10 protein-coding genes are annotated in these 17,038 nt (G+C 71.9%); 9 read left to right on the top strand and 1 reads right to left on the bottom strand.

Annotation, left to right across the window (positions count from 1 at the left end):
• Positions 1–4 precede the first annotated feature (4 nt).
• Entirely contained in the window at positions 5–2,785 is a 2,781-nt protein-coding gene (locus DEJ43_RS36015; protein ID WP_015038384.1) for a gluzincin family metallopeptidase, read from the bottom strand.
• A 506-nt stretch (positions 2,786–3,291) separates the two neighbouring features.
• Here DEJ43_RS36015 and DEJ43_RS36010 point away from each other — a divergent pair.
• The 9 genes from DEJ43_RS36010 (at position 3,292) to DEJ43_RS35970 (ending at position 17,038) form a co-directional block, all read left to right on the top strand.
• A complete protein-coding gene (locus tag DEJ43_RS36010) occupies positions 3,292–3,864 on the top strand; it encodes an antibiotic biosynthesis monooxygenase (RefSeq protein WP_015038383.1) in 573 nt (190 codons plus the stop codon).
• A gap of 27 nt (positions 3,865–3,891) precedes the next feature.
• Entirely contained in the window at positions 3,892–5,064 is a 1,173-nt protein-coding gene (locus DEJ43_RS36005; protein WP_015038382.1) for a hypothetical protein, read from the top strand.
• 578 nt (positions 5,065–5,642) lie between these two features.
• Positions 5,643–7,121, top strand: a complete 1,479-nt coding sequence (locus DEJ43_RS36000) for a sugar transferase (RefSeq protein ID WP_041663276.1) — start codon at positions 5,643–5,645, stop codon at positions 7,119–7,121.
• A gap of 73 nt (positions 7,122–7,194) precedes the next feature.
• Entirely contained in the window at positions 7,195–8,511 is a 1,317-nt protein-coding gene (locus tag DEJ43_RS35995; protein ID WP_015038380.1) for a nucleotide sugar dehydrogenase, read from the top strand.
• Positions 8,501–9,781 carry a glycosyltransferase family 4 protein gene (locus tag DEJ43_RS35990; RefSeq protein ID WP_015038379.1) on the top strand — a complete coding sequence of 427 codons (1,281 nt, stop codon included), beginning with the start codon at positions 8,501–8,503 and terminating at the stop codon, positions 9,779–9,781. Before DEJ43_RS35995 ends, DEJ43_RS35990 begins: the two co-directional genes overlap by 11 nt.
• Positions 9,778–11,352 carry a Wzz/FepE/Etk N-terminal domain-containing protein gene (locus DEJ43_RS35985; RefSeq protein ID WP_015038378.1) on the top strand — a complete coding sequence of 525 codons (1,575 nt, stop codon included), beginning with the start codon at positions 9,778–9,780 and terminating at the stop codon, positions 11,350–11,352. Before DEJ43_RS35990 ends, DEJ43_RS35985 begins: the two co-directional genes overlap by 4 nt.
• Positions 11,349–12,899 (top strand): Wzz/FepE/Etk N-terminal domain-containing protein, encoded by a 1,551-nt coding sequence (locus DEJ43_RS35980; RefSeq protein WP_015038377.1) that lies wholly within the window; start codon positions 11,349–11,351, stop codon positions 12,897–12,899. The genes DEJ43_RS35985 and DEJ43_RS35980 overlap by 4 nt, the downstream gene beginning before the upstream one ends.
• Before the next feature lie 3 nt (positions 12,900–12,902).
• A complete protein-coding gene (gene asnB, locus DEJ43_RS35975; protein WP_015038376.1) occupies positions 12,903–14,828 on the top strand; it encodes an asparagine synthase (glutamine-hydrolyzing) in 1,926 nt (641 codons plus the stop codon).
• Between the two features lie 26 nt (positions 14,829–14,854).
• Positions 14,855–17,038 (top strand): bi-domain-containing oxidoreductase, encoded by a 2,184-nt coding sequence (locus tag DEJ43_RS35970; protein WP_015038375.1) that lies wholly within the window; start codon positions 14,855–14,857, stop codon positions 17,036–17,038.

The following is a 17,038-nucleotide window of genomic DNA, read 5'->3' as shown; positions in this document are numbered from 1 at the left end:
GGAATCAGCCGGTGTTGTGCTGCGGGAGGCAGTACGCGCACCCGTTGTAGCCGTGGGCCAGGGCCAGTTCGATGCGCGGGTACGGCTCCTTGCTGTGGTCGCTGATCTGATCCCAGTAGGGGCAGGTCTGGATGTGGACCTCGTGGGTGTTCCGGTTGCCGAAGAACCACTCGGACAGGTCCTTGACCGCGGTGATCTCGATGGTCAGGCGTCCGGCCACCTCGTGGTCCTGGAGCTGGGTGGTGACGAGGTCGTAGGCCTTCATGTGCACGGCCTCGTGGGAGAAGTCGATGGTGACATCGGCGGACACCTCGTCATTGGCGTCGAGACGGAAGCCTTCGACGAGCGCCGAGTCCCCGCCCTTCATCTGCAGAGTGGTGCGGACATCTCCGGCCTCCGTCGCTTCGATGTTGGTGAGGGTGGAGGGCTTGATGATGCGGCTCAGGGTGCGGATGGTGATCTGGGTGTCCGGCGGCATGGCCGTGGCGTCCAGCTCCCACGCGCCGTCCGTCGCCGCCGGCCCGCCGTTGAGCTTCATCGGGAACTTCGTCTGACCACCGAGGATGGACGGCTTGGGGTACACGTTCCGCTGGCCCACGTTGTTGTCGAAGCGGACGAGCTTGTCGTGCGGGATCGGATCACCCGACGTGGCGGTGACGGCGGGGTCGTCCGCCCCGTGCGCGACCGCGATCAGGCACTCGTGCCCCGCGATGGTCGGCGTCCAAGGGAAGGGCCCGACGCGCACCGACCCGCCCGCCGGGATCGGTTGTTGAATTGTCATTTTCTCGCTGATGGGCTTGAAGGAGCCGGGCCACGTCATGCCGGTGCCCGGGTCGCACCGGCGCGTCTCGACCGTGAAGCTGCCCGCCGGCGCCTCGTCCGTCCCGCGGTTGCGCACGCGCACGTACAGGTAGTTCACCTGATTCATGATCGGCTCTTGGTGACCCGCGTCGGGATCGTCACCCTCCAGCTCGTTGCGGACCCAGATGTCCGGCGACGTCCAGAACGGGTCCCCTTCGCCGCTGGGCTCCTCACCCGTGTCCCTGTCACTGTCCGCGATGAACACGTCGATGTTGGGCTTCGGCAAGAGGCCCTGGCGGACGAAGGCGCCACGCATCACGTTCTTGTGCAGACCGCCGTGGACCTCGGTGTCCGCGGCGATGCAGATGTTGGCCAGGTGGACGGCGTTGTCCTTGCTCTTCGGGGTGTCCGCCGCCAGGCGCGGCACCATCGCGAGCAGCACCTTGATCAACTTGTCGGCGGCCTTCTGCCGTACCGGCTGGTTCTTCGACGCCCCGCCCATGCCGAGGTAGCACTGCCACAGCGCCGAGGCCAGCATGGAGGTGCGCCGGTCGGGCGGGAAGGTGTCGAAGTCGGGATCGTCGAAGCGCTGGGTCAGGTCGAGCCGCCGGTCCTGGCTCCACGCCTCCTGTGCGTTGTTGTCGAAGGGGAACGTCTCGGTCCGCCGGTGTCCCTCGCGGTTGAACAGGTCCCGGTAGATGCCGGCCATGACGTCACAGATGCTGTGCTCGTACTCCAGGGGGGCCGTCGCGCCCGGCCGCAGCCACTGGATGACTCCGTGCGTGTATTCGTGCACGATGATGCCGAGGTCGGCGGCCCCGGGCACGTGCTTCATGTCGAAGCGCATTCGCGGCGGATCCGTGGTGCCGATCCACTCGCTCCGGTCGATGGTCGGGGCTCCCTGCGGGTCCACGTCGACCGCGACCATGCGTTCGTTGAGCTGTGGATTGCCGAGCTTCTTGAGGTAGTTGGCGAAGGAGTCGACCCAGTAGTACGCGTTCGCGCTGAGGAACCCGAGGTTCGCGCGATGGCTCTCGAAGACGAAGCGGGGCGGCGAGGCCGACTCCGGCTGGGCGAACCCCGACTCGTCCCAGTCGACGCAGCGGCACATGGGACCCGCGAGGTGGAACTTCCCGTTGCCGTCGGCGGGCGAGACGTCCGTCTGGACCTCGTGGGCCAGCGCCTTCAGTTCGTCGTTGGTCGACAGGGAACTCAGCGTACCGAGGCCGGAGTCGGTCACAGGGTCGGGCAGATAGACGTTGAGCGTCGCCGTCACGTACCTCCCCGCGGTCTCGATCCAGAGCAGGTTGCCGCCGACGGCGTCGACGACGACACGGAAGTGCTCGAAGGGCCCCGAGGTCTCGACGACGAGGTCGTGGACGAGGTGCAGCTTGCCGTCCGGTCGGCGCTTCCCCGTCTTCAGGAGCGCGACCGAGGCGGTGGGGCGGTCCGCCGCCGGCAGCGGGGGCCTCGACGTGTCCCGCAGGTAGCCGAGGGTGTCACGCACCACCGCAGCCGACTCGTACCCCTTCTGGAAGGGGGCGAGCGCCGCCTTCTCGACGACGTCGGGGGCCTGGGCCTCGGTCACGTCGGGGGCGTCGGAGACGTCCGGCTCCGTCGCGTTCTCGACCTGGACGACGGCCGCCTGCCCGGTGTCGGCCACCATCTGGAGCGTGGCCCCGAGGATCGGGACGTCCTGGTGATACTGCTGGTAACGGACATGGAGCGTCGACGTGTGCTCCTCCTTGGCGACCTCGCGGAGGTCCGTGCCCTCCGTCCCGAGGTCCCCCGCCCGCTCCCGTACGAAGGTGTTGACGGCCCTGCGGGCGGTCGGCGCGCGGAAGAGCGTCGCACCGGGATCCAAGTACCGGCGCAGGACGCCGTCGGCGCCCCGGTGCTCACCGACCCCGGACGTCAGCTTCAGCGGCACGCCGGGCAGCGGGCCCGGGTCGTTCCTGTGCCTGCGTTCCTCGTTCCGGCCCATGACGTGCTCCTCTGCGCACCTGGATCCGTTCCCCCGCGGCAGCCCACCCCTCGGTGCCTGGCTCCGTCGACGGGCACGGCCGTCGGCCGGCCGGGGCGGCGCCGAGGGTGGTGGGGTTCGTCAAGGGGCCTCCGCGGGACCGAGGGCCCGGAAGGGCGAGGCCGCGGTGGGCGTCGCGAAGGTGATGTGGTTCTGCCTGCCGCCCATGGCTCCTGCTCCCGTCGCCTGCGGCCGCGTCCCCCTGACCAGCTTAGGCACGTGTCACGCGGGTCGACCACACGACCGGGCGGGCGCGGGCTTCGCCGTCCGGCCACCGTGCTGACTCACCGTCATCGGGTTGACTCACCGTCACCGCGCTGACCGACCGTCACCGAGTTGACTCATCGTGACCGCTCCCGTCACCCGCGCGGCGACCCGGGACGAAGGCGGTGGCACGCGCAGCACGCCGCCCGCGGCCGGCAGCGCGTAGAGTACGGCCGGGCGCGGTGAGATCATCTGGAGTTCCTGTGACCGCGGTCAGCCTTGAGCACACCACCGTCCCCGCCGACACGGGCGAGGTGACGCTCCTGATAGCCCGTCGGGTGGAGCCCGGCTACGAAGCCGCCTTCGAGCGGTGGGCCAGGGGCATCCTGGAGAGCGCGGCCGCCTTCCCCGGACACCTCGGATACGGACTCTTCCGTTCCTCAGGCGGTGACGCGCCCTGGTTCCTCGTCCACCGCTTCCGGGACGAGGCGGCGTGCCGGGCCTGGCAGGAGTCCCCCGAGCGGGCAGCCTGGTTCGCCGGCTGCGAAGGGCACCACCACACGGAGATCGCCCGCCGCACGCTGACCGGCATGGAGACCTGGTTCGCCAAGCCGGGCTCGACGCGGCCCGCACCGCCCCGGTGGAAGATGGCGATCAGCGCGACCCTGGCGATCTACCCGATCTCGGTCCTGGGCAGCCTCTTCCTCGTACCACGGCTGACCGGACTCCCCCTTCTGCTGAGCAGCGCGGTCATCGCCTGCGTGTTCAACGTGCTCATGACGTACGTGGCCATGCCCGCCGTGAGCAGAGTGCTGCGCGGCTGGCTCACGCCGTAGGACCGGCAGCGGCGGGCCCTGCGGGAGGTGACGAATTCGTCGGGGGCGGCAGGGCAACCATGCGGGACCCTCGGTGGTCTCCTGATCGGTCACGCCGGTGACCGTACACACAAGGAGATCATCATCACCGCCATACGCAAGACCCTCGCCGCCACCGCCGTCGTCGGTGCCGTCCTCGCCGGCTCGGCCGCCTGCGGCACGGTGGAGCAGGTGTCCGCGGGAAAGAAGCTGGACCAGGCCTTCGAGAAGCTGGGCAAGGAGAAGTCGCTCTCGTTCGAGCTGGACCTGGACGTCGACGCCGCGACCCTCAAGCAGCTGGACGCCGAGTCGGACCCGGAGCCCGGTGAGGAGATCCCCGACGAGGCGGCGAAGCTCCTCAGCAACGCGAAGATCAGCGTGACGGTCGAGTCGGGCAAGCCGATCGTGGACTCCGAGGAGAAGGACTTCCTCGGCATGGCCATGAAGGTCAGCACCACCGACGGCGACCTCGCCGAGTACCGGGTCGTCGGCGACTACACGTACATCCGCTCCGACGTCCAGGCCCTCAGCAAGGCGATCGGCATGCCGATGCCGCCCGCCGACCAGTTGCCGCCGGAGGCCAAGGGCCTCAAGAAGATGCTGGACGGCGAGTGGGTGAAGTTCAGCACCGAGGAGATGGAGAAGGCCGGCCAGGGGCTGGGGCAGGAGCCCGGCGCCGCCGCGCCGTCGCCCGAGCCCACGCTGGACGCCAAGACGCAGAAGAAGCTTCTGGACGCGCTGCGCGGGGTCATCGCCCGCAAGGTCGAGTTCAAGACGGCCGGGGGCGAGGACGGCACCGAGCACATCACCGCCACGGCGCCGTTCCGCTCGCTGATCACGGAGCTGTTCGGTGAGATCCGTCCGCTCACCAAGGACCTGCCGCCGGGCATGGACCTGCCGTCGGACGAGGACCTCAAGGACGCCCCCGAGACCGACGTGTCGGCCGACTTCACGCTCAAGAACGGTGAGCTGACCGAGGTGTACGTCGACCTCGCCAAGCTCGCGGAGAGCGCGAAGGTCAAGAAGTTCGGTCTTGCCCTCAAGATGAGCGCGGGCACCCGGCCCACGGCCCCGGCCGGAGCGACCGAACTGCACCTGGACGAGCTGATGCAGGGCTTCCTCGGCGGCATGGCGCAGGACGCGTCCTTCGAGGAGGACGAGCTCGCGGAGGGCGCCGCGTAACCGGAACCACCGGGAGTGCGGGGGGAGGTACGGTTAGCCGTACCTCCCCCTGTTCCGTATACCAACGCCCCCCGACAGCCGGGGCGTTGGTGGTGTGAGCGGCGCGCGCCTCCGGCGCGCGAGGCTAAAGAACAAGCCAAGCCTGACCTTCCCCGGGTGTCGGAACGACGCCGTCTCACGGGCTTTCTCGACGCCTGGAAACACCGTCGTCACAGGTCACGCGGCACATGCCCGGCGGCACGACGGTCCCGGTCGGTCGACGGCCCGTGGAGCCGCCTTCAAACGTTCAGCACAAATTGCATACATCCCCTCTTCAGGCGGGCCCCGATGCTCTAGATTGACCATGCTTCACAGCTCGGACACCAGGCGACAAACCATGATCTTTCGGTCAGGTATGGAGCGCCGCAACAACCGGTACGTCATCGCGGGGTGAGCGGGGGCTCCCTGAGCGAGGAACAGCGCGGCGCGGGAGGCGGGGGCCTCCCGAGGGGAGGAGCGGCGCGGGGGGCGGGGGCTCCCCGGGGGGAGGAACCGTGTGGAGCCAACACGTCGAGCCCACTGAGGCCCTGGGGGGGTCCGTGCAACAGGGGGAGTTAGTCAGCCCGTTTCCATCGGCGCGCGGGCGCCTGGAGAACGGGGCGTTCGGCCGGACGACCATCGACTGGGAGCAGCGCTACCGCCGTGCCGTGATCACCAGCGACACCGTGGCCACCGCCTTCGTCGTGGCGGCCATAGGCGGCTTCTTCGGCGGCCGGGACGCGGCCAACTGGCACGAGAAGTGGCGGATCCTCGCCTTCGCCACCGAGCTCCTGGTGCTCGCCGCGCTCGCGGTGAGCCGAGCGTGGTCCCCGGCCGTACTCGGCCAGGGCGCCGAGGAGTTCCGCCGGCTCGGCCGGTCCCTGTGCACGGCGGCGGTGGTCCTGGCGCTGGTCGGGATCGCCCTCACCTCGCGCAACATCAAACTGTGGATCTTCGTCGCGATACCGGTGATCGCGCTCGTCACGATGACCGAGCGGTATCTGCTCCGGCTCTGGCTGCACAAGCAGCGCAAAGAGGGGCGGTGTCTGCGCCCGGTGCTCGCCGCCGGGAGCCCGGCCACCGTGCGCGACCTGATCACCCGCACCCGCAAGTTCCCGCACCTCGGCTGGCGGGTGGAGGCGGTGTGCACGGCGGACAGTCCCGGGCTCGGCGAGGACCACGTGGACGGCGTGCCGGTCGTCGGCCGGCTGGCCGACGTCGCGGGCCATGTCCGGCACCACGGCTACCGGGTCGTCGCGGTCACCCCGGACCCGCACTGGTCACCGGACCGGCTGCAGCGGCTGGCCTGGAACCTCGAAGGCAGCGATGCCGAGATGGTCGTGGCCCCGGTGCTCATGGAGGTGGCAGGACCGCGGCTGCACGTCGACGCGGTGCTCGGGATACCGCTGCTGCGGGTCAGCATGCCGACCTTCACCGGCGCACACCGGGCGGTCAAGGAGGTCGTCGACCGGCTGGGCGCGGCGGTGCTGCTGGTGCTGTTCGCGCCGCTGATGGTCCTCGTCGCGCTGCTCGTGGTGGCGGACAGCCGGGGCGGGGCGGTCTACCGCCAGCGCCGGGTCGGCAAGGACGGCCGCGAGTTCACCATCTTCAAGTTCCGCACGATGGTCGTCGGGGCCGACGCGGCGCGGGCCGCGCTGGCCGACCGCAACGAGGGCGCCGGACTGCTGTTCAAGCTCCGCCGGGACCCGCGGGTGACCCGGGTCGGCACGGTGCTGCGCCGGTACTCGCTCGACGAGCTGCCGCAGCTGTTCAACGTGCTCACCGGCTCGATGTCGCTGGTCGGCCCGCGGCCTCCGCTGCCGGAGGAGTCCGCCGCGTACGGCCCCGACATCCGGCGGCGGCTGCTCGTCAAGCCCGGGCTCACCGGGTTGTGGCAGATCAGCGGACGCAGCGACCTGCCGTGGGAGGAGGCCGTCCGGCTCGACCTGCGGTACGTGGAGGACTGGTCGCTCGCGCTGGACGCGGTGATCCTGTGGAAGACGCTGCGTGCGGTGCTCTATGGGCAGGGGGCCTACTGATGCGCGGGGGGCGTCGTCAGGTCGGCTCGTGGACGGCAGGCCACAAGGGCCTGCCCGGGGGGAGGAGCGGGTCATGAGGGTCAGCGTCTTCGGACTCGGCTACGTGGGCTGTGTGTCGGCCGCGTGCCTGGCGAGCCTCGGTCACGAGGTCATCGGGGTGGACGTCAACCAGGTGAAGGTCGACCTGGTCAACGACGGCAAGGCCCCGCTGGTCGAGGAGCGGATCGGGGAGCTCATAGCGGAGGTCGTGCGCGCCGGGTCGTTGCGCGCCACGACCGACGTCCGTGAGGCGATCATGGACAGCGAGGTGTCGCTGATCTGTGTGGGTACGCCGTCGGAGCCCAACGGCAGCCTGTGCACGACGTACTTGGAGCGGGTCACCGAGGAGATCGGTGCCGCGGTGGCCGAGCGGGGCGGTCGGCAGACCGTCGTGTTCCGCAGCACCATGCTCCCGGGCACCTGTCTGAACCTGCTGGTGCCGATCCTGGAGAAGCACGCCGGCGGCACGGCGGGGGTGGACTTCGGGGTGGCGGTCAACCCGGAGTTCCTGCGCGAGGGCACCAGCGTGCGGGACTTCTTCGATCCGCCCAAGACCGTCATCGGCGAGCTCGACCCGGCGAGCGGCGACGTGGTGGCGGCGCTGTACGACGAGGTGCCCGGCGAGGTGTTCCGGGTGCCGATCCCGACGGCCGAGGCCATCAAGTACGCGGACAACGCCTTCCACGGCCTGAAGATCGGCTTCGCGAACGAGCTGGGCGCGGTGTGCCGGGCGCTCGGGGTGGACTCGCACCAGGTGATCGACGTGTTCCTGGCCGACCGCAAGCTGAACATCAGCCCCGCCTATCTGCGGCCGGGCTTCGCCTTCGGTGGCTCCTGCCTGCCCAAGGACCTGCGCAGTCTGGTGCACGCGGCGCAGCGGGCCGACGTCTCGGTGCCGATCCTCTCCCATGTGCTCCCCTCCAACGCCGACCACCTGCAGCGTGCGGTGGAACTGGTCGAGCGCACCGGGAGGCGCCGGGTGGGGCTGTTCGGTCTCTCGTTCAAGCCCGGCACGGACGACCTCCGCGAGAGTCCGCTCGTCGAGCTGGCGGAGCGGCTCTTCGGCAAGGGGTACGACCTGCGGATCTACGACCCCAACGTGAACCTGTCGCGGCTGCTCGGCGCGAACCGCGAGTACATCGAGACCCGGCTGCCGCACCTCGCGCAGCTGCTCGCGGAGTCCGTCGACGAGGTGCTCGACCATGCCGAGGTATGCCTGGTCGGGACGAGGGACCCGGCCGTCCTCTCGGCGCTCCCCCATGGCGACGGCACGGTGATCGTCGATCTCATCCACCTTCCCGACGCCGAAGCGCGGCGGGCCGAACCGGGGTACGTGGGCCTTGCCTGGTGACACATCGTTCGACGACACATCCGGTGGTGCCGGGCCGGTCCGGCGCGCGCTGATCCTGGTGGAGAACCTGTCGGTGCCGTTCGACCGGCGGGTGTGGCAGGAGTGCACGACGCTGCGCGACGCGGGCTGGGAGGTGCACGTCGTCTGCCCCCGCGGGGAGAAGCGGGACACGGAGGCGGAGGCGGTGATCGACGGGGTGCGGATCCACCGCTATCCGCTGCGCGCGGCCACCGGCGGGCCGGCCGGCTATCTGCGGGAGTACGGCTCGGCGCTGTGGCACACGGTCCGGCTGGCCCGCCGGGTCGGCCCGGTGGACGTGGTCCACGCCTGCAACCCGCCGGACCTGCTGTTCCTGCCGGCGCTGTGGATGAAGCGGCGCGGGTCGCGGTTCGTCTTCGACCAGCACGACCTGGTGCCCGAGCTGTACCTGTCCCGGTTCGACCGCGGCGAGGACCTGCTCTACCGCGCGGTGTGCGCGCTCGAACGGCGGACGTACCGGGCCGCGGACGTCGTGCTCGCCACGAACGAGAGCTATCGGGACGTCGCACTGCGCCGTGGGGGGCTGCGGCCCGAGGACGTGTTCGTGGTCCGCAGCGCACCCGACATCGACCGCTTCCACCCGGTGCCGCCCGAACCGGAGTTGAAGCGCGGCAAGCCCCATCTGCTGTGCTACCTCGGCGTCATGGGGCCGCAGGACGGCGTCGACTACGCCCTGCGGGCGCTCGCGAAGCTGCGCGACGAGTACGGGCGTACCGACTGGCACGCGGTGTTCGTCGGCGCCGGCGACGCCTTCGACGCGATGGTCGAGCTGTCCGGGCGGCTCGGGCTCTCGGACCAGGTGCAGTTCACCGGGCGCGTCCCGGACGCCGACCTGGCGCGCTACCTGTCCACCGCGGACGTGTGCCTCTCCCCCGACCCGCGCAATCCGCTCAACGACGTGTCGACCATGAACAAGGTCCTGGAGTACATGGTCATGGGGCGGCCGATCGTCTCGTTCGACCTCCGGGAGGCGCGCGTCTCCGCCGGTGACGCCGCCGTGTACGCGCCGGCCAACGACGAGACGGCGTTCGCCGGGCTCGTCGCGGGGCTGCTCGACGATCCGGAGGAGCGCGCCCGGATGGGCAAGATCGGGCAGGAGCGGATCGGCGGGGAGCTGTCCTGGCGGCACTCGCAGCGGTCGCTGCTCGCCGCGTACGCCGCTGCCGTCCGAGACCACACTCCCGTGGCGGTGAGCCGTCCGGTCCGGACGGGGAGAAGGCCGCGCCGTTGAGCGATGACACCATACGCCTGGTCACGATCGGGCGGATCGTCCGTCGGCGCCGACGGCTGCTCGTCCTCCTCGTCGTGGTGGGCGCGCTCGTCGGCTACGGCACCTCCCTGCTGCTGCCGCCGCGCTACACGACGTCGGCGTCGGTGCTGCTGCCGGGGGCGTGGGAGGAGCGCGAGCTGCTGACCCAGGCGGAGATCGCGACCACGTCGGTGGTGGTGGACCGCACGGCCGCCGCGCTGGGCTGGCACGGCGTCAGCGGCGAGGAGCTGCGGGAGCAGCTGACCGCCAAGGCCGCGGACGGGAACATCATCAAGATCTCGGCCACCGCCGACACCCCGGCCCGCGCGCAGCGCCTGGCCGACCAGGTGGCCGAGGAGTTCGTGACCTTCGCCGCGCAGATCTCGGGCGACGGCGCCGACCCCGAGGCGGCCGGGCAGCCGGAGGCACTGCGGAAGCTGGTGGAGCAGACCAGCCGCCGCATCACCGAGCTGGCCGACGGGGCGGGGTCGGGGAAGAGCGTGGAGAGCGTGCAGACCCGCACCGAGCTCGCGAAGCTGCGGACCGCGCTGCAGGAGGCGCTGGACAAGCTGGACAAGGCCGAGCCGGCCGCCGGACGGGCGAGCATGGTCGTCCTCGGCCCGGCGGCCCGGCCGACCGGCGAGGCACCGCCGACGAGGACCCAGCTCGTCGCCGGCGGGGCGCTGCTGGCGTTCGTGCTCGCGGTCCTCGGTCATCTAGCGGCCGCGCGGGTGAGCCGTCGGCTGCGCACCGAGCCGGAGATCACGGCCGCGCTCGGCGCGATGCTGCTCGGCACCGTCGACGTGCCCGCGCAGGGCTCCGCGCAGCGGACCGAGGGCCGTGGCGCCCGGGCGCTGGTCCGCCGGCTGCTCGGCCTCGACGTACGGTGGGACATCCCGGCGCCGCAGAGCTCCGGCGACGAGGCCAGCAGGCAGATCCGCTACCGGCGGGTGTACGCCCGCCTCCGGGACCAACTGCCGCCGTCGCATGTGGTGTTGGTCGTGGTGCCGGAGGGCGACGCGGTCGCCCGCCGGGCCGCCGACCGGCTGGTCGCCGAGGCTGCGACCGCGCCTTCCCCGGCTTCGGCGAGCGGGGGCCGGCGCTCGCTGCGGGTGGTGGAGGTGTCGGTGTCCCGGCCGATGGTTCCGGACCCCGACGACGAGTCCGGAGCCGTGGTCGTGCTGAGCGCGGGCAGCTGGACCGCCGGGGAGCTCGCGGGGATCGCCGAGGCGTGTGCCGACGCCCGGCACGAGGTCGTCGGCGTCGTCCTGGCCGGCACGGTCTGGACGCGTCCGGCCCGCACGGCCGGCCGCGCGCGACGGTCCGCCCCGGCACGGCTCACGGCCGACGAGACGGAGCCGCAGACGCTCGCGGCGGGCGGCCGCACGTCACCGATGCTCGGCACGGAGGACACGTCGCCGACGCCGGGCGCGGAGGACCGCGGGTCGCGGACGTCCACCGCGGACGAGCGGACGTCACCGGCGGTCGACGCGGACGACCGCGCCGCGCCGGCCCTCGCGGTGGGCGACGACGCGCCGGGAGGCAACGGGTGACGACGCGCACGACGCCGGAGCCGCAGGGCGCCGCTCCGCTGCTCGACCTGCAGTCGCTGGTGGTGGCGGTACGGAGACGGCGCCGCCTCTGGTCCGCCATGGCGGCACTCGGTCTGGTCGGCGGCACGGCGATGGCGGTCCTGATGCCACCGCCGCCGACCGCGGTGACCAAGGTGCTGGTCGCCCATCAGGAGGACCAGCCGAACGACCCCGGAACGCTGATCCGCACCGACGCCGCGCTGCTGCACACCACCCGGATCGCCGGCAGCGCCCTGCGATCGCTCAAGTCCCCGGAGAAACCGGAGGACTTCATGAAGGAGTACGAGGGCGTCGGCTTGACCAACAACCTGCTGCAGATCGATGTGACGGGTGACAGCGACGCGGAGGCGGTGGCCCGCGCCAAGGCGCTCGCCGACGCGTTCGTCGCGGACCACGTGCGGCGGATAAGGGAAGCGGCGGACGCCGAGGCCAAGGCCCTGCTCGACCAGCGCGACCGGCTGCGGGACGATCTCGCCGAGGTCAACCGGGCGATCGGGGAGGGGTCGTCGGCGAACGGCCCGAAGACCTCGGCGAACATGGAGTCGCTCTTCGCCCGCCGGGCCGAACTCACCTCGCAGATCTCCGACTTCGGCCAGCGCGCCGCCGAGGCGCGCATCGGCACGCCGCACCTCGTCGCCCGCACCCAGATCGTGGACGCCCCGCGCGTGGTGCGGCACTCGCTGCCGAAGGCCGCCGCCACCAACGGCGGGGTCGGTCTCGCCCTCGGGCTCGCGCTGGGGCTCGCGGTGGCCGCGGTCGGCGCGGTGGTGGCGGACCGGCCCGTGCTGCGCCGGGACATCGCGGCCCACCTCGGCGCCTCGGTCATCGCCGAACTGCCGCACGGCAAGGGCGGGTTGTGGCGGCGCCGAAGGACCCGGGCGGCCCGGGCGCGGCTCGCCTCGTCCCTGGCCCGCACGGTGCGCGGCTCCGCCGAACCACTGTCGCTGCTGGAGCTGGGCAGTGAGCAGAGCACGACCACGATCGCCCTGGACCTCGCCGGAGCGCTGGCGGACGAGGGCCCCGTGACGATCGTCGACGGTCTCCCCGGCGGCCGGCTCGCCGGCCGCCGGCCGAGGCCGGGTGATCCGACCGTGCTCGGCGGGGACGCCGCCGCGGCCGTCCCGTACCAGGAGCGCAGGCTCGGCGTCGGGTCGGTGGCGCCCGGTACGGCGTGGACCGACCTCCACCACCTCGGCACCCGGACGGTGCTCGTGGTCCGTGCCGGCCACGGCAGCGCGGCCTGGCTGCACACCGTGGCGCGGCAGCTCGCCGACCAGCGGATCGCGGTGATCGGCGTGGTGCTGATCGACCCCGATCCACGCGACCGGACCGACGGCACGCTGTGGGACGTGGCGCAGGCGGTGCCGCGCGGCCGGGGCGAGAGGCCGCCCCGGCGCAACGGCGGGGGTGCCTCCCACGGCGTTCCGGCGGTGGACGGGCGGCGGGGGACGGAGCGGGTGCCGATGTGGACGACACGGATCCCGGACATCGACCAGGACGGGCGGTAGGACATGTGTGGCATCGCGGGCACGTACCGGTGGCCGGACGGGAAGGCGGTGACCGACCGGCTCACCGACATCCTCGCCCACCGGGGCCCGGACGCGGCGGGCCGGTACGACCACCGCGCCGGTGACGTCGAGGTGCACCTCGGGCACCGACGGCTGTCCATCATCGACCTGTCCGAGACCGGCGCCCAGCCGATGGTCCGGGACGGCCTCGTCCTGACGTACAACGGCGAGCTGTACAACGCGCCCGAGCTGCGCGCCGAACTGGCGGCCGCGGGGGTGCGCTTCCGGGGCACCTCCGACACCGAGGTGCTCCTGGAGGCCTGGCGGCGCTGGGGCACGGACTGTCTGCCCCGGCTGCGCGGCATGTTCGCCTTCGGGGTCTTCGACGAGCGCACCGGTGAGCTGGTGCTCGCCCGTGACCAGCTGGGCATCAAGCCGCTGTTCCTGCTGCGGCGCGGTGAGGGCCTGGTGTTCGCCTCCGAGCTCAAGGCGCTCGCGGCGACCACCGGCGGCACCGTCGAGGTGGACCACGCGGCGCTGGTGGCCTCGCTCCTCTACTACTGGGTGCCGGACTCGCGGTGCGCGCTCCGCGGGGCGGAGAAGCTGCCGCCGGGCACCTGGCTGAGGTGCCGGCCCGACGGCGGGGTGGAGCGCGGGCGGTTCTGGAACCTCCGGGAGGTGGCCGCCGAGGGGCGGGACCGGGCGCGGAGCGGTGAGCTGCCGGATGTCGCCGCCGTGGTCGAGGAGTCGACCCGGCGCCATCTGCTCTCCGACGTGCCCGTGGCGACGTTCCTGTCCGGTGGTCTCGACTCCAGCTATCTGACCGCGCTCGCGGCCCGCGACCGGCCCGGGATCTCCGCCTACACGATCGGGTTCCGGGCCGAGGACGCCAGGTTCGAGGCGATGCCGGACGATCTGCGGTACGCCCGTCAGGTGGCCGAGCGGTTCGGCGTGGACCTGCACGAGATCGAGATCGCGCCGAACGTCCTCGACCTGCTGCCGCAGATGACGTACCACCTGGACGAGCCGATCGGCGACCCGGCGGCGATCAACACCTTCCTGATCTGCCAGGCGGCGCGGGAGGCCGGGGTCAAGGTGATGCTGTCGGGGATGGGCGCCGACGAGCTGTTCGCCGGGTACCGCAAGCACCTGGCCAACCTGCTCGCGCTGCGCTACCAGCGGGTGCCGCGGCCGCTGCGGCGCGGTCTGTCGGCGGCGGTGGACCGGCTGCCGGTCGCGTCGGCCCGCCGGGGGTACCGGTCGGTGCGCTTCGCGAAGCGGTTCCTCTCCTTCGCCGACCTTCCGGAGGAGACCGCGTTCCGGCGCAGCTACACCATGTACGACCGGGACGAGCTGCTGGCCCTGGTCGACCCGGACCTGGCCGGGACGGTCGGGGACGTGCTGACCGAGCACGCGGACGTCTACGAGGACAACGACCTCGACGACTTCGTCAACCGCATGTGCCTGGGTGACGCCCGGATGTTCCTGCCGGGTCTGAACCTCGCGTACACGGACCGGTCGAGCATGGCCGCGTCGACCGAGGTACGGGTGCCGTACGTGGACGTCGAGGTGGTCAGGGCGGCGTTCGCCGTGCCCGGCGACCGCAAGATCGTCGGGCGGCAGGGCAAGGCCGTCCTGAAGGAGGCGGCCACCTCGATCCTGCCCCGGGAGATCGTGTACCGGCCCAAGGGGCTGTTCAGCGCCCCGCTGCGGGCCTGGATGAGCCGGGATCTGGCGCCGCTGGTGCGGGAGGTGGTGCACGACGGCGTCCTGGTGCGTTCCGGGTTCCTGCGCCGTGACGCGCTGGCGCGCATGGTCGCCGAGGACGCCGCCGGGCAGCGGGACTTCTCCAAGCACCTGTGGCATGTGCTGACCCTCGAGTACTGGTATCGCGGCGTGACCTCCGGGTCCGGCCGGAACGCGCACTGAACAGCAGAGGAACAAGGGGACTTCGGGTGAAGCAGGTCGTACAGAACTACAAGAGCGGCGAGCTGGCGGTCCTCGACGTGCCGGTGCCGGGATGCAAGCCGGGCGGGGTCCTGGTCAGGACCGCCTACTCGCTGATATCCACCGGGACCGAGCTCATGAAGGTGTCCGAGGCCGGCATGTCGATGCTGGGCAAGGCCCGCTCCCGCCCGGACCAGGTGGCCAAGGTCATGCAGAGCGTGGCCACCAACGGGATGTCCGCCACCTACCAGAAGGTGATGGGCAAGCTGGACTCCTACACGCCCCTCGGCTACTCGCTGTGCGGGGTGGTCGAGCAGGTCGGGCCCGGGATCGACGACGTCAAGGTCGGCGACCTGGTGGCCTGCGCGGGCAACGAGCACGCGCTGCACGCCGAGCTGAACTGGGTGCCGAAGAACCTCTACGCCCGGGTGCCGGACGGTCTCGCGCCCCGCCACGCGGCCTTCGGCACCGTCGGCTCGATCGCGATGCAGGGCGTCCGGCAGGGCGAGCCGCAGCTCGGCGAGGTGGCGCTGGTCATCGGCCTCGGGCTGATCGGGCAGCTGGTGGCGCAGCTCCTGACCGCCTCAGGGGTCCGTGTCGTCGGCGTCGATCCCGATCCGGAGCGCTGCGCGCTCGCCGAGCGGCTGGGCGCCGCGGCCTGCGGCGATCCCGCGTCGTCGGCGGTGGAGGCCGCCGTCGCCGAACTCACCGACGGCCACGGCGTGGACCAGGTGTACCTGGCCGCCGGCGGTGGCAGCAACCAGCCGGTCGAGCTGGCCGCCCGGCTCTGCCGGGACCGCGGCCGGGTCGTCGACATCGGCAAGTGCCGGCTGGACCTGCCGTGGAACGCGTACTACGAGAAGGAGCTGGACGTCCGGTTCTCGCGCAGTTACGGCCCGGGGCGCTACGACCCGGAGTACGAACTGGAGGGGCGTGACTATCCGATCGGCTATGTGCGCTGGACCGAGCGGCGCAACCTCGCGTGCTTCCTGGATCTCATGGCCCGGGGCCGCGTCGACGTGGACCCCCTGGTGTCCCACGTCGCCGACTTCGACGACGCCGTGGAGACGTACCGGCGTCTGAAGGACGGCGATCTGAAGGCCGTGGCCGTGCTGTTCCGCTATCCGGAGCGGGCTCAGGACGCCGAGGTCCGCCCGGAGGTCGCCGTGCCCGCGGTGCGGCGCGGCGGCGGCGCGTCCGTCCCGGCCCGGTCCGCGGCGGCGCCGGTGCGCCTCGCGTTCGTCGGCGCGGGGAACTACGCGACGTCGATGCTGCTGCCGCACCTGGCGCGGCGCGAGGGCGTCGAGCTGTCCACGGTCGTCACCACGACGGCGCTGTCGGCGGCCAACGCGCGGCGGAAGTTCGGCTTCGCCTCGGCGACGACCGATCTCGACGCCGTGCTCGGGGATCCGTCCGTCGACGCGGTGTTCGTCGTGACCCGGCACAGCTCGCACGCCGAACTGACCCGCAAGGCGCTCCTCGCCGGCAAGACGGTGTTCGTGGAGAAGCCGCTCGCGCTCACCGAGGACGAGCTGGCCGGTGTCCTCGCCGCGGTGGAGGAGTCCGGCAACGACCGGCTGCAGGTCGGCTTCAACCGGCGGTTCGCGCCGCTGCTCCAGGAGGCGAGGTCGAGGTTCGGCCCCCGGACCGGTCCGGCGAGCCTGCGCTACCTGGTGAACGCGGGCCGGCTCCAGCACGGCAGCTGGTACCTGCAGCAGGGCACCGAGGGATCGCGGTTCGCCGGCGAGGGCGGCCACTTCATCGACACGGCGAGCTGGCTGCTCGGTGCCGACCCGGTCTCGGTGTACGCGACCGCCCCGGCCGGCAACGACGACCTGCAGGTCGTGCTGCGCTACCCGGACGGGTCCACCGCGACCATCAGCTACGTCACCACCGGCCCGGCCGGCTACCCCAAGGAGACGCTGGACCTCATCGCGGACGGCAGGGTGCTGCGGCTCGACGACTTCGTCCGCGCCTCGGTCCACGGCGGCAGGCGGTGGGTCAGCTCACGGCTGCCGCAGGCCCGGAACAAGGGGCAGAACGCCGAGCTGGCCGCGTTCGTCAAGGCCGTGCGGACCGGCGGCCCGATGCCGGTGCCGCTGGAGTCGCTGGTCGCGACCACGGCGGCCACCCTCGCCGTGCGGACCGCGCTGGCCGGTGGCGCGCCGGTGACGCTGGCGAGGGCCCTGTGA

The organism is Streptomyces venezuelae ATCC 10712 (genome assembly GCF_008639165.1).
Lineage (GTDB): Bacteria > Actinomycetota > Actinomycetes > Streptomycetales > Streptomycetaceae > Streptomyces > Streptomyces venezuelae.
The sequence above is the reverse complement of the archived record's forward strand: the minus strand, read 5'-3'. Positions and strand labels throughout refer to the sequence as shown.

Bases quoted from the DNA above. Each gene is read 5' to 3' on its own strand.
- DEJ43_RS35995 (WP_015038380.1), top strand. From the start codon at position 7,195: ATGAGGGTCAGCGTCTTCGGACTCGGCTACGTGGGCTGTGTGTCGGCC.
- DEJ43_RS36015 (WP_015038384.1), bottom strand. From the start codon at position 2,785: ATGGGCCGGAACGAGGAACGCAGGCACAGGAACGACCCGGGCCCGCTG.
- asnB (WP_015038376.1), top strand. From the start codon at position 12,903: ATGTGTGGCATCGCGGGCACGTACCGGTGGCCGGACGGGAAGGCGGTG.